We start from the raw sequence: 13,284 nt of genomic DNA, 5'->3' as shown, positions 1-13,284 counted from the left end.
GCCTTACCCGACCTACGCGTTCATGTAGGCCCGGTAAGGCGTAGCCGCCACCGGGCACAACAGGCCGCACTTACTCCTGGTCGTCCACCGGTGGAATAGCCGGTGCCGGCTTCACTTCTTCCGGCGCATTGCGGTTTTCCAGCTCGGTCAGACGCTGTTCCAGCAGTGCCAGCTTCTCGCGGGTGCGCAGCAGAACCTGTGTCTGCACGTCAAACTCTTCGCGGCTGACTAGATCAAGGCGAACCAACTGCGCCTGCAGCGTCTGGCGGATTTTCTTCTCAACGTCATCACCAAATTCACGAATGCCTTTCGGCATGGATTCATGAACCTGACGCGCAATTTGCTCAATTTTCTTCGGGTCAATCATTGTCGTTTCCCTTGATGGAAAGGTGTCAGTGTCCATTGTAGCGCGTCATGCCCGGGGTAAACAAAATTGTTTGATGCTTATGCATTGCCCAGGATAATCAATAGCGTTATAGTTATCTCGCTTATTCTCAGGGCGGGGCGAAATTCCCCACCGGCGGTAAATCAGCTTAACGCTGAAAGCCCGCGAGCGCTTTGGGTGAATTCTCAAAGGTCAGCAGATCCGGTGTAATTCCGGGGCCGACGGTTAGAGTCCGGATGGGAGAGAGTAACGATCCAGTCGGGCATGGGCCCGCTCACGTTATCTTTTTGCCGCTTATACGGCGCTCCTAAGACTGCCCTGATTCTGGTAACCATAATGTTAATGAGGTTTTTTTACCATGAATCAGACGCTACTTTCCTCTTTTGGCACTTCAACTCAACGTGTTGAACATGCACTGGATGCACTGCGCGAAGGCCGCGGTGTGATGGTGCTTGACGATGAAAACCGTGAAAACGAAGGCGACATGATTTTCGCCGCCGAAAACATGACCGTTGAACAGATGGCGCTGACCATCCGTCACGGCAGCGGCATCGTATGCCTGTGTATTACCGAAGATCGTCGTAAGCAGCTCGAGCTGCCGATGATGGTCGAAAACAACACCAGCGCCTTTGGTACCGGATTTACCGTGACCATTGAAGCGGCGCATGGCGTGACCACTGGTGTGTCTGCGGCTGACCGTCTGACCACCGTACGTGCCGCCATTGCTGATGATGCGAAGCCCTCCGATCTGCATCGTCCAGGCCACGTCTTCCCACTGCGCGCGCAGGCGGGCGGCGTCCTGACCCGTGGCGGCCACACCGAAGCGACCATCGATCTGGTGACGCTGGCGGGCTTCAAACCTGCGGGCGTGCTGTGTGAACTGACCAACGATGACGGCACCATGGCGCGCGCGCCGGAGTGCATCACCTTTGCGCGTCTGCACAACATGCCGGTGGTCACGATTGAAGATCTGGTCGAGTACCGCCAGGCGCACGAGCGCAAAGCCAGCTGAAACTGCTGATGTGAAAAAGCCGGGGAAACCCGGCTTTTTTACGTTTAGTGGTAGTTAATTTTGAACAGCACCACGGTTTCAAACGGTCCGGACTGGATCGCTTTTCCCGGCACCGGCGTCAGCTCAGCGGTATAGGTCTGTTCGTACTGCAACGTACTGCCGGTAAAATCGGCATACTCATCGTATCGGTTAAAGGTGTAGGGCTGCGTTCCGTTCAGGATGCGTAATTTCAGGCCGTTACCGATGAGCAGGGCGGTATCTTCTTCGCTCAGCGTCTCGTTCGTATAGAACGACGAATCCATTTTAAACCCATCGGAACACTCGGCGTCCTGTATCTTGGTCGTTCTGACCGAGAACGTGCGCGTTCGCTTTCCCTGATTCATTATGTCGCGAGCGCTGAACGTACCAAAATCAATCTCCTGATTTTCCGGATAGATGCTGAAGGTCGCCCCGCAGTCCAGCACGGTGATATTGTTCAGGCCATTAATATGATACTTCAGGTTTTTCGCGTCGGACATCTGGTTGACGCCGCCCTTGCCGTCGAACTGCACCACGATATAGTCCCCGAGCGTGCTGACGTAGCCGTGCGGCGGCATGACCTTGATTCTGACGTACAGACGAAAGCGCACGATGAACGTGCGTGAGGTGTGAATGTCGTTCGCATTGCCGGAACAGATGCGGTTCTCCCAGCCCATTTGCTGGATTTGGGCGGGGGTATAGATAGTGATCTGTTTGTTATCAAGGCACTGGGAGGTATCAACCCCGTTGGGTTGCCCCGTCGCATCGTAGTCAATCCCTTCATAGGTTACGCCGAGCTCGTAGTAGGGATCGGATGCCGACGGGTAGGGGTTAACCCAGGCGTAGATGTCCTCTTTTTCAAAATTACTGGTGGTGTTATGGTCGCAGGTCACAGGGACTTTGATATCGTCAGATTCCCATATCTTTTCCCCCACCTGCGCGTTGCTGGGAATGGCAAAAGGGGAGATCGTTTTTGTCTCCTCGACGGGCCCGCCGGAAACGCCGAGATAGCAGTCAAGCGCCAGCGCCTCTCTGACGGGAAGAAGGGCGAACAGCAGCAAAAACAGACAATTAACGAGCTTGCGCATTGTTTTGACCCTTCCGCTCGCTGAGCTGGCATGGCGCCTTACCCGCACAGGTAACGTCCACTTTTTTCAGCGCGCCGTAATCATCAATGTAACCCACGCTGTAGTAGCTCCCGTGGTAGTCGCCGGTAGAGGTGGACGCCGTGGCAAACGGAGCAATCATCAGGCTGTCGAAGCCCGGAAGCTGGGTTTTCGCATTTTTACTCAGCCACGCGAGGGTGATGTAATAGGGCGTGGGGTTATGCACTCTGAGCCCCGTTGTGGTGGCGGTAATTTCCATGCGCATTTCGCTTTGATCACCCGGCTTTTTGGTGATGGCTTTTGGCCGCCAGAACAGCTTAATGCGGCTCTGCATGGCCACCTGCATAACGCTGCGCGCCTCGCTGGCGCCGCTTTTTGGCGGAACTTCGCGCAGGTTGTAGTAAAACAGCGACTCTCTGTCCTTCGGCAACTGCCCAACCGCCGCCTGCTTCACAATTCTGACCTGCGATGACGCGCCCGCTTCAATACGCTGAATGGGCGGCAGCGCCATGAAGTGGCTGTCCTCTTTGCGCCCGTTTTCGTCTTCAATCCAGGAAAGCGCCAGGTAGGGTAAGGTTTTGCTCTGGTTATCGACTTTCAGGCTGCTTGCCTTGTCCCCTTCGGGAAAAACGATCCGCGTGCGGTCCAGGTTAATGGCGGCATGCGCGTTCAGTGCGGTGCCGAGCAACATCAGGCTCAGGGCCTTGAGTGGGGTGAGTTTCATCATGGTTTCTTACTGGCAAGGCAGCATGAGCTGCATACTGTTTTCAAGGTGAGAAGGTAACGAGAAGCGACACTGTTGGTTGTCTCCCCACGTGACCAGGAACTGTTGCTCAGGCTGGACGGCGCCCAGCCAGACGCGGCCCTCCTCGGCGACCATGCCGACCTGCAGGCCGTTATCCTGCAGGCGGACCAGGGCGCCGAGCGGCGGTGTCCCGGAAGGCGTTCGCAAAATGCCGGCAATATCGTTACCGGCTCGGGTCGCGATTTGACGATAGCCGATGGCGCCTTCTGTCCAGGTGGAGGTGACCACCCGCGTATCGACGTCAACGCCGTCAGGCAAATTGTTCATGTTGACCCGCACGCTGGCCGGGGTATAGCTGGAAAACGACGGCAGAACGCCAATACCCGACGCGTTGGTTTCGTCATGCGATACGTTCAGCGGGATATGGCCCACGCCGTCAGTGCTGACCATGACGCGTGGCTCATTGCCGTAGCTGCGACGGTGCAGGGCAAACCCTTTCGCCGTCCCGGTAAACGATCCGTTCCAGCTGGCGCTCATTGAGTTGTACTCATTCGCCTTATAGCTGCCCGAGACGTTGAGATCCCCCAGCGAAGAATAGTGCTGATAGTTTCCGCTAACCTGTGCGCCTGCATCGGCTTTTTCGCTCTCGGTGCCAGCAGAGACGCCCCAGGTATTGTTCCGGTCAGAGGTATCGTACCAGGAGACGCTCTGGCTCAGGCTGTCGCCGTTGCGCAGGTCGTAGTTCAGGCGATGGTCAGGATCGAGCGGCACGCTCAGCGAGAGATAAAACTGGTTATCGTCCTCTTCATCATCTTCTTCGTAATGGGTTCTGCTCAGCGACAGGGTCAGGCCAAGGTTTTTCCAGCGGCCAAGGTCGAAGTTATAGCCTGCGGTGACGCTGCCGGTCGTGGAAGGCGAGTCGTCCCACCAGGTTTGGCGCAGCATGCTCAGATAAAGGTTTAGCGAGAGGGCCGATAGGTATTGACTGGCGGTGACGCTCAGGGTCTGTTTTTCCGTCTGGCTGTCGCTGTTGTCGTTATCCAGATAGCGCGCATAGCTCAGGAACTGACGGTCCGAGTAGCGGTAGCTCGCCAGCGTAAGCTGGCTACCGGTGGTGTCGAACCGTTTACTGTAGTTAAAACGGTAGCTGTAGCCCGTCTGCGGATCCGCGCCCGGCAGCTGGCTGGTGGCCCGGGTGATATCAAACGAGAGCGCGCCCAGATACGCCATGTTTTGTCCCAGCCCGGCGGCCAGGGCGCGGTAGTGGTCACCATCGGCCAGCGTTCCGCCATAGAGCGAGGTTTGCGACAGCATGCCCCAGGAAAACTCGCCGCTCATGAAGGTACTGTCCTCAACGTCATGCGATGCGTCCTTTCGCGGCTTGCCTGCCGCCAGCTTGTAGCGAACCTGGCCCTGACGCGTCAGGAAGGGAACGGATTCGGCGGAGACCTGGAACGTACTCACCCGGCCATCTTCTTCCGTCACCTTCACGTCGAGCGTGCCCTGCACCGACTGGTTGAGATCCTGAATGATGAACGGGCCCGGCGGGACTTTTGTTTGATAGATGACCCTGTCGGCGAGGCTTACGGTGACCGTCGCGTTGGTTTGGGCAATGCCGGAGATTTGTGGCGCATAGCCGCGCAGAGACCACGGCAGCATGCGCTCATCGCTGATAAGCGACGCGCCGGTGTAGGTGAAGGCATCGAAAATCGACGACTGGAAATCCGTCTCCCCGAGCGTCAGCTTTGCGCCCATGGTGGGGAGGGGGCGGAACATATAAACGCGCGAGAAGCGCCCGTTATGCTCTGAACCGCCGTCCGCGTGCGTCTGGTTGTATTGATAATCGCTGCGCAGCCGCCAGGCGCCGACGTTCGCGCCCGCCGTGCCGTAAGTGTTGGCATTATCTGAACTGCTGCCACTGTTGGGCTGGTAGTGGCTGGCAAAAAGATTGTAGTCCAGCAGGACGCCCGCCACGCCGTTATCCCAGGTTGACGGGGGCATCCAGTCGGCAGAACGGTACTGCAGCCACGCCTGGGGAATGGACACGTTTAGCGTCTGGCTTGCTTGTTCAAAGGTAAAATGAATGTCCGGCAGCGGGGCGAAGTCTATACAGCCCTCTTTTTCAGTGAGCGATTCCCGTATTTTATCCTGCAGGCCGAACGTGTCGGCCAGTTCGGCGGGAATACAGACCTGAACTGCATCATTCACTTTTTTCCACGTTAACTGCCAGCCGTTTGTTAAGGGGGTGTCATTAATTGAAACCGTAACAAAATAACGACCGGGGACGACGGAGGCGCGATCTTTAAACTGTGTTAAATCGACGCTGTTGCGCTGATCTTTATCGATGGCATTAATATTAAATTCGGTACCAGAGGCGACTTTCGTCATTAACAGGGCGGTAATGATGACTATGCATGTTGATTTATGTTTCATCATCCTGTTGCTCAAGGTAAATATAAAATGCCGACTGGCATAACGAGCCAGTCGGTAGATAACGAGGTAAATTCGAATTATTTATATGCCAGCACATAGTTTGCGGTGGCTTCAACCTGACCCGGCGTTGCCGTTTTGCCGCTCAGTACTTCCATCTGCGCCTTAAAGTGCAGCGTCTGGGTGGCGGAGCCTGCCAGCAGGGTAACTTCACTGGCGCTACCCAGGGTGATGTTCGCTTCCGCATTATCCAGCAGGCGGACGCCCACGTTCTGCGCGCCGCTGGCATACGTGTTGGTCATCAGGCTGGTATCCGTTGTATCCGTAGCGGAGCTGGTGAACGTGACGTCAACTTTGGTGATTGGGGTATCGGTTTCATCGCCTGGATCGTCCAGCTGGCAGTTTTCCAGGTTGATATCTACCGCAACGGGAGACGATTTTTTATTGGCATTAATAACAGCAGTCGTAATTTCACCCAGATCGACTTCTTTATCAACGCTATCAGGAGCAATGCTGCACGGCGCGTCAATCACTACCCCTTTGAATTTGATCTTGCCTGAGCCTTGTTCTGCAGCCAATGCCGAGCCAGAAATAAGCGTGGCCATTGCCACGGCTAAAAGCGCTTTTTTTCCTGTAAACATGAAAATATCCTTTTTCAGTTGAATTCATATCCTGAATATTAATCAGAATATTGCCAGGAAAGTATATCGATCTTCGGCGGGGCAATGCGATTAATCACGCTTAAAAATCATTGTAGATATAATTAAAATATAAATACGGCTTATTGTAAGTGGATGAATTTCAAGAAGTGTAAATTAGAATGCCGGATAAACTGTTTAATGTTATTCCAGACAAGAATGTTCAATAAAAAACTTGATTTTTTTATAATAAAGGCGTTAAGGCGTATATTACGTAAAAGTTCATTCTTTTAACTAATAATATACGCCCCGGTATTCAGAATACTCCTATCACGTCAGCCAATGCCTGCGGCCTGAAGTAAGACCAGACTTAGCCCCATCACCGACATCCCGCACAGGACGCCATAGCTTGGGTTGTTGTTTGGATCGATCTCTTTCGCCAGCGGCATCAGCTCGTCTACCGACAGCGCAACCATAATCCCCGCAACCGCGGCCATAATGGCAGCCATGACGACCGGCGAAACCAGGCTACCGAGGATGAGCCAGGCCAGCACGCCGCCGAGAATTTCCGCCATGCCGGAGATCCCGGCCCAGAAGATTGCCGTGCGCTTTGAGCCCGTAGCGGCATAGACCGGACCGGCCACCGCGAGTCCTTCAGGAATATTGTGCAACGCCACCGCCAGGGCGATGCCGAGGCCCATTTCCAGGTTGCTGCTGGCGGTGACATACGTCGCCACGCCTTCCGGAAAGTTGTGCAGGCTTATGCCGAGCGTCAGCAAAATGGCGGTGCGCTTAATGTTGCGCGGCGCGGGCGTTACGTTTTTTTGCATTAAGTCCTGAGGGTGCGCGTGGGGCAACATGCGGTCGAGCGCGAAGTATCCCAGCAGGCCAACGACAAACATGCCGTAGCCCAGCAGCGGAGACATGCCTTCCGTGCCCAGCGCCGCAGGGAGCATCTCCATCAGGGAGATGAGCAGCATGATCCCGGCAGCAAAGCCCAGCGAGAAGGCCAGCACGCGGTTTGATGGCTTTTGACCAAGCACGCCGAGGATCGCGCCGATGAACGTCGCGGCGCCCGCCAGTATGGTCAGGATCAGAGGGACTGACATGCATTGCTCCTTATGATAATGATTCTCATTAATATAAATGATTCATTTCTGGCAAAGCGAGGGGCCAGCCCCGGCTTTACACATTCCTTACATTCAAATTTCCTGATGATGATCTTCACGCTTATCTGCGTTCATCTTTGCCGGATTGCGCGTAATGTAGCACCATTAAATTGACACTTTCTGTAAGGATATCATCATGACTTCTTCCCGTATGCCAGCCCTGTTTTTAGGCCACGGCAGCCCAATGAACGTTCTGGAAGACAACGTCTATACCCGCGCATGGCGTAGCCTGGGCGAGACGCTGCCGCGTCCAAAAGCGATTGTGGTGGTATCCGCGCACTGGTTCACCCGCGGCACGGGCGTGACCGCCATGGAGGCGCCAAAGACCATTCATGATTTTGGCGGCTTCCCGCAGGCGCTGTATGACACGCACTATCCGGCCCCCGGCTCGCCTGAGCTGGCACAAAGACTGGTGGAACTGCTGGCGCCTGTTCCGGTTGGGCTGGATAAAGAAGCCTGGGGTTTTGACCACGGCTCGTGGGGCGTGTTGATTAAAATGTATCCTGATGCGGATATCCCGATGGTGCAGCTGAGCATCGACAGCACCAAACCGGTTGCCTGGCATCTGGAGATGGGCCGTAAGCTGGCAACGCTTCGTGATGAAGGCATCATGCTGGTGGCAAGCGGCAACGTGGTGCACAACCTGCGTACGGCGCGCTGGCACGGTGAGAATACGCCTTACCCGTGGGCGACCGCGTTTAACGACTACGTTAAAGCGAACCTGACCTGGCAAGGTCCGGCTGAGGCACATCCGCTGGTTAACTATCTGGATCATGAGGGCGGTTCGCTCTCTAACCCGACGCCGGAGCATTTCCTGCCGCTGCTGTACGTGCTTGGCGCGTGGGACGGTCAGGAGCCGGTTACGATCCCGGTCGACGGGATTGAGATGGGAAGCCTGAGTATGCTGTCGGTGCAGGTGGGGTGAAAACATGCCCGGTGGCGCTACGCTTACCGGGCCTACAAAACCGTAGGCCGGGTCAGGCGAAGCCGCCACCCGGCAGATCTTACTCCACAAAAATATGCGGATAGAACCGTGACAGATCCTGCGTGATCAGCGCGCGATCTTCGCGAATGCCAATTCCGGCTGGCAGATCGTTGATCAGCCAGCTGCCAATCAGCGTATAGCTGTCGCCAAACTTCGGCAGTTGATAGAACGCCTGGACGATCATCCCTTCTTCGCCGTACGGCCCTTCAACCGCTTCCAGCGTTTTACCGTTTTCGATAATCGACACGTTCGCGCCTTCGCGGGAGAAAATCGGCTTAACGACGTATTTCTCCATCTGCGGGTAATTATCTTCCGCAAAGTACGCAGGCAGCAGGTTCGGGTGATTCGGGAACATCTCCCACAGCATCGGCAGCAGGGCCTTGTTGGAGATAATGCTTTTCCAGGCCGGTTCCAGCCAGCGTACGCCCGCGTCTTCCAGCTTGGTGGAGAACATCTCGCGCAGCATGTATTCCCACGGGTAGAGCTTGAACAGGTTGCTGATCACCTGATCCTGCATGTCCGTGAACTGACCTTTTTCACCCAGGCCGATATCCTCGATATAGAGGAACTCGGTCGCCACCTCCGCTTCGGCGGCGCAATCCTGCAGATACTGAACCGTGCCACGGTCTTCTTCCGTGTCGCGGCAGCAGGCGAGATGCAGCAGGTTAAAGCCAAACTGCTCGCGTAGCTCGGCGAAGCGCTCGATCAGCTTCTCCTGCAGGCTGTTGAACTGGTCGCTGCCTTCCGGCAGGTTGCCAGCATTGGCCTGGTCTTCCAGCCAGATCCACTGGAAGAACGCCGCCTCGTACAGGGACGTTGGGGTATCGGCGTTGTTTTCCAGCAGCTTAGGCTCGCCTTTGCCGTCCCACGCCAGATCCAGGCGAGAGTAAAGCGAAGGTTGATTCGTTTTCCACGACTGGCGGACAAAGCTCCAGGTGTGCTTTGGAATGCGGAACTTGGCCATCAGCTCGTCGCTGTCGATGACCTTTTCCACCACCTTGAGGCACATCTGGTGCAGCTCGGCCGTTACCTCTTCCAGCTTCTCAACCTGGGCCAGCGTGAGCTTGTAGTAAGCGTCTTCACACCAGTACGGCTCGCCGTACATGGTGTGGAAGTTAAAGCCGTACTCGGTGGCTTTTTCGCGCCAGTCCGGACGCTCGGTAATACTGACTCGTTCCATGATCAGCCGCCCATTGAGCGAGTAGAAGAGGTGCCTGTCGCGCTGCGCTGCATGCTGGTCTGTTTCGCCACAGACTCACCGAACCCGCCGCGGGTGATGGTGCTGGTGGTCGCAGGCTTCGGCGCCATCGCCGTTTTCGGTACCGTCACGGTGCGGCCAGGGGTGGCTGCGCCGTAGCCTTTGCCGCTGGCATCGGTATATTGACCGTAAGCCGGGCTGGCCGGGTTTTTCGAGCTAAACAGCGGCTGCTGCTGGTAGCCTGCACCGCCGCCCATCAGACGACCCATCATGTAACCGGCCATCAGCGGCATCCAGAAGCTGCCGCTGGACTGCGCCTGCGCCTGATTTTCTGGCGCAGTGCTGGCCTGAGCCGGTGCCTGCTGGCATTGACCTTCACCAAACTCCGCTACGCAGTCTTCGCGTGAGGCATATTTCGGCGCGGTGCGTTCCGCTTCTTTCAGCGCGCTGGTGTAGGCCGTTTTACATTCGGCCGCTTTACCGGTGGCGGCAGAGCAGTCGTCCGCGTTTTGATACAGCGAAACCGTTTCATCGTTTTTTTCACAGCCTGCCAGCATAAAGACAGCGGTAACCGCCAGCGCAACAGGGGTGAGGTGACGTGCGTTCCAGCTCTTGCGGAACGACGCGTGATTGATCGTTTTTGTCCGTTTCATATTTGTCTTCCAGGACCCAGTGGTAATAACGCTCAGGATAGAGGATGAGTGGTTGAAAATGAAGCGAAGAGGGGCGGAATCAGGGGGATCTTTACGTTGGCTTACGTTCGGATGTGATTTTGCGCCGGGTGGCGCTGCGCTTACCCGGCCTACGATTCAGTAGGCCCGATAAGCGAAGCGCCATCGGGCAATGCTTAGTTACGGAACGGATTATTGCTCTTGCTGGCAGGCGCGGTAGTGCGCGCGGCAGCAGGCTGTGCAGCAGGGGTCGTGCCGTTAGCGTTGAAGTTATCAACCGCGGCAACCTGCTCCGGGTTCTCCGGCGCAACGCTGTCAGGAGAGGTGGAGACCGGCTTGCCCAGTGCGCTGTTCAGCATCTGCAGGTCTTGCTCGTTCAGCGTACCCAGAGCCTGCTTAATGTTCAGCTGGTTAATCAGATACTGATAACGCGCGCTGGAGAGCTGCTGTTTCGCGTTGTACAGCGTGGTGGTCGCGTCGAGCACGTCAACGATAGTACGGGTACCGACGGAGTAACCGGCTTCCATCGCGTCCAGGGAGCTTTGTGCAGACACAACGGCCTGTTTATAGGCGTTGATGCTGCTGATTGAGGCGTTCACGTTGTTGAAGGATGAACGTACGGTCTGCACCACGTTGCGGTGGGCGCTTTCCAGCTGCTCGCTCGCGCCAACAAAGTTGTACTGCGCCTGTTTCACCTGGGAGTTGACCTGACCGCCCTGATACAGCGGCAGGGAGAAGCTCAGGCCCACCTTATTCTGACCCATATTGCTGTCGTCATACTGGGCAGAGTTGGTTTTAGAGCCGCTGTAGGTGGTGTCAGAGATGCCGGTAGAGGCGCTCAGGCTCAGGGTTGGCAGATGGCCGTCCTGCGCCTGACGAATTTGCTCGCGGGCCAGGTCCTGGCTCAGACGCGCCTGCAGCAACGTCAGGTTGCGGTTTTCCGCCTCTTTCAGCAGGGCGTTAACGGCCTGCGGCTTATCCGTTTTGAAGCTGTCGACGTTCAGGGAGGCCAGCTCAGGATAGTAATTCCCGGTAACCTGACGCAGGGATTCCAGCGCGTTGTCGAGGTTGTTACGCGCGGTCACTTCGTTGGCCAGCACGGTGTCGTACTGTGAACGGGCGTTCTGCACGTCGGTGATCGCCACCAGACCCACGTTGAAGCGCTGGGTGGTTTGATCTAACTGGCGGTAAATGGCCTGTTTCTGCGCTTCGGTGTAGGAGAGCGCGTCAATGGCGCTCAGCACGTTGAAGTACGCCGTGGCTGTGTTCAGGATCAGCGTTTGCTGGTCGGTCTGATAGGTCACATCCTGGATGCCTGCGCTTTTTTCCTGCAGGGTCAGGGCACGCCATTTGGACATATCAAACAGCGTCTGTGTTAATTGCAGTGAGGCGCTGGTAGCATTGGAGTTTACGCCGTTAGCGTCGCGGAAACCGTTGCTGTAGGTATAATCTGCACCTAACCCTAACTGTGGCAGCAAGGGGCTACGCGCTTCGTTAATCTTTTCAAACGCAGCATCACGATCGGCCGCTGATTTACGTAAATCAGGGTTGCCCAGACGTGCCTGCTGGTAGACCTGTAACAGGTTTTCCGCCTGGCTCATTGCACTGAAGCCCGTCAGGCTCAGGCCGATAAGGATGGGGAGCAATTTCTTCATTTGCATTCCTTGTTGTGAAGCAGTATTAGCGCTGATCTAATTAAAAAATAATTGCCGATTCTAACAGAATCATCCACACCAAAAGGTTGGCGTTACGTGCCATCTGGCGGTAATTTGCACCAATCTACCATATAGCCTTACAAACGGCAGCCAAACAGCCTTGAAATTCACAATTTCATCACCATTGCTACCAGGACTCGACTCATGCAAAAACCAGATAAGTTGCCCGTGACTTTCGCCAAAAACGATGTAGAAATTATTGCACGAGAAACGCTTTATAGCGGTTTTTTTTCAATGGATCTTTACCGTTTCAGGCATCGCCTGTTTAACGGGGAAATGAGCGGCGAAATCAGACGCGAAATTTTTGAGCGCGGGCATGCGGCAGTCTTGCTACCCTTTGACCCAGTGCGTGACGAAGTTGTGCTGGTGGAGCAGATCCGCATCGCCGCTTATGACGTCAGTGAGAGCCCGTGGCTGCTGGAGATGGTGGCCGGGATGATCGAAGAAGGCGAGTCGGTTGAGGACGTCGCCCGGCGCGAGGCGCTGGAAGAGGCGGGGCTGGTGGTCGGCCGTACCAAACCGGTGCTGAGCTATCTGGCAAGCCCGGGAGGCACCAGCGAACGCTTATCCATAATGGTGGGCGAAGTGGACGCCACGACCGCAGAAGGCATTCACGGTCTGGCTGATGAAAACGAAGATATTCGGGTTCATGTGGTAAGCCGGGAACAGGCTTACCAGTGGGTAGAAGAGGGGAAAATCGACAACGCAGCGTCTGTCATCGCCCTGCAATGGCTGCAGCTGCATTATCAGACATTACGAAACGAGTGGAAAAAATGAAGCGCTATACGCCTGACTTCCCAGAAATGATGCGCCTGTGCGAAACCAATTTCGCACAATTGCGCCGCCTGCTGCCGAGAAACGACGCACCCGGCGAAACGGTAAGCTATCAGGTGAGCAATGCGCAGTATCGATTAACGATAACAGAATCAACGCGCTACACTACGCTGGTGGAAATTGAGCAAACGGCTCCCAGCATTAGCTACTGGAGCCTGCCGTCGATGACGGTACGCCTCTATCACGACGCGATGGTCGCTGAAGTGTGTTCAAGCCAGCAGATCTTTCGCTTCAAGGCGCGGTATGATTACCCGAATAAAAAGTTGCATCAACGCGACGAAAAGCATCAAATTAACCAGTTTTTAGCCGACTGGCTAAGATATTGTTTAGCACATGGAGCAATGGCGATTCCGGTTTGTTAGCGTCATAAACCTACCT

The 13,284-nt window shown here is 55.6% G+C and carries 13 protein-coding genes and 1 riboswitch; of the genes, 4 read left to right on the top strand and 9 right to left on the bottom strand.

The window, feature by feature from the left end; translation table 11 throughout:
• Window positions 1-70: 70 nt before the first annotated feature.
• Window positions 71-367 (bottom strand): ubiquinone biosynthesis accessory factor UbiK, encoded by a 297-nt coding sequence (gene ubiK, locus ABFV38_RS18730; protein WP_014071796.1) that lies wholly within the window; start codon window positions 365-367, stop codon window positions 71-73.
• 119 nt (window positions 368-486) lie between these two features.
• A riboswitch (FMN riboswitch) is annotated at window positions 487-637 on the top strand.
• A gap of 106 nt (window positions 638-743) precedes the next feature.
• On the opposite strand from ubiK, the gene ribB reads away from it, so the two are divergent.
• Window positions 744-1,397 (top strand): 3,4-dihydroxy-2-butanone-4-phosphate synthase, encoded by a 654-nt coding sequence (gene ribB, locus ABFV38_RS18725; protein WP_028017147.1) that lies wholly within the window; start codon window positions 744-746, stop codon window positions 1,395-1,397.
• Between the two features lie 44 nt (window positions 1,398-1,441).
• On the opposite strand, the gene ABFV38_RS18720 is transcribed toward ribB, so the two are convergent.
• The 5 genes from ABFV38_RS18720 to zupT all read right to left on the bottom strand — a co-directional run bounded on the left by ABFV38_RS18720 (window position 1,442) and on the right by zupT (window position 7,443).
• On the bottom strand, window positions 1,442-2,503 hold the full coding sequence (locus ABFV38_RS18720) for a type 1 fimbrial protein (RefSeq protein ID WP_348957777.1): 1,062 nt from the start codon (window positions 2,501-2,503) through the stop codon (window positions 1,442-1,444).
• Complete coding sequence (locus tag ABFV38_RS18715) at window positions 2,487-3,245, bottom strand: molecular chaperone (RefSeq protein WP_348959434.1); 759 nt, start codon at window positions 3,243-3,245, stop codon at window positions 2,487-2,489. The genes ABFV38_RS18720 and ABFV38_RS18715 overlap by 17 nt, the downstream gene beginning before the upstream one ends.
• Before the next feature lie 9 nt (window positions 3,246-3,254).
• Window positions 3,255-5,702 carry a fimbria/pilus outer membrane usher protein gene (locus ABFV38_RS18710; RefSeq protein ID WP_348957776.1) on the bottom strand — a complete coding sequence of 816 codons (2,448 nt, stop codon included), beginning with the start codon at window positions 5,700-5,702 and terminating at the stop codon, window positions 3,255-3,257.
• Window positions 5,703-5,776: 74 nt separating this feature from the next.
• Entirely contained in the window at window positions 5,777-6,337 is a 561-nt protein-coding gene (locus ABFV38_RS18705) for a fimbrial protein (protein ID WP_045909983.1), read from the bottom strand.
• Between the two features lie 332 nt (window positions 6,338-6,669).
• Window positions 6,670-7,443 carry a zinc transporter ZupT gene (zupT, locus tag ABFV38_RS18700; RefSeq protein WP_032653443.1) on the bottom strand — a complete coding sequence of 258 codons (774 nt, stop codon included), beginning with the start codon at window positions 7,441-7,443 and terminating at the stop codon, window positions 6,670-6,672.
• Window positions 7,444-7,639: 196 nt separating this feature from the next.
• Between zupT and ygiD the strand changes: the two genes are divergently transcribed.
• A complete protein-coding gene (gene ygiD / locus ABFV38_RS18695; protein ID WP_348957775.1) occupies window positions 7,640-8,428 on the top strand; it encodes a 4,5-DOPA dioxygenase extradiol in 789 nt (262 codons plus the stop codon).
• Between the two features lie 79 nt (window positions 8,429-8,507).
• Here the strand turns inward: ygiD and ABFV38_RS18690 are convergent, their stop codons facing one another.
• The 3 genes from ABFV38_RS18690 to tolC all read right to left on the bottom strand — a co-directional run bounded on the left by ABFV38_RS18690 (window position 8,508) and on the right by tolC (window position 12,012).
• Window positions 8,508-9,668, bottom strand: coding sequence for a glutathionylspermidine synthase family protein (locus tag ABFV38_RS18690; protein ID WP_262789989.1), 1,161 nt, complete (start codon window positions 9,666-9,668; stop codon window positions 8,508-8,510).
• A gap of 2 nt (window positions 9,669-9,670) precedes the next feature.
• Window positions 9,671-10,339 (bottom strand): DUF1190 family protein, encoded by a 669-nt coding sequence (locus ABFV38_RS18685; protein WP_223580518.1) that lies wholly within the window; start codon window positions 10,337-10,339, stop codon window positions 9,671-9,673.
• 194 nt (window positions 10,340-10,533) lie between these two features.
• The gene (tolC, locus tag ABFV38_RS18680) at window positions 10,534-12,012 is read right to left on the bottom strand and encodes an outer membrane channel protein TolC (RefSeq protein WP_045909979.1); all 1,479 of its coding nucleotides are present in this window, start codon (window positions 12,010-12,012) and stop codon (window positions 10,534-10,536) included.
• A 204-nt stretch (window positions 12,013-12,216) separates the two neighbouring features.
• Here tolC and nudF point away from each other — a divergent pair, with 204 nt between their 5' ends.
• Window positions 12,217-12,849: an ADP-ribose diphosphatase gene (gene nudF, locus ABFV38_RS18675; protein ID WP_024906492.1), complete on the top strand. Its 633-nt coding sequence runs from the start codon at window positions 12,217-12,219 to the stop codon at window positions 12,847-12,849.
• On the top strand, window positions 12,846-13,268 hold the full coding sequence (locus ABFV38_RS18670; protein WP_003862516.1) for a DUF1249 family protein: 423 nt from the start codon (window positions 12,846-12,848) through the stop codon (window positions 13,266-13,268). Before nudF ends, ABFV38_RS18670 begins: the two co-directional genes overlap by 4 nt.
• The last annotated feature ends 16 nt before the right edge of the window (window positions 13,269-13,284 follow it).

Source organism: Enterobacter cloacae complex sp. Mu1197 (assembly GCF_040059225.1).
Classification (GTDB): Bacteria; Pseudomonadota; Gammaproteobacteria; order Enterobacterales; family Enterobacteriaceae; genus Enterobacter; species Enterobacter quasiroggenkampii.
Note: the sequence above shows the minus strand (reverse complement) of the source record. Positions and strands in the feature narration are given on the sequence as shown.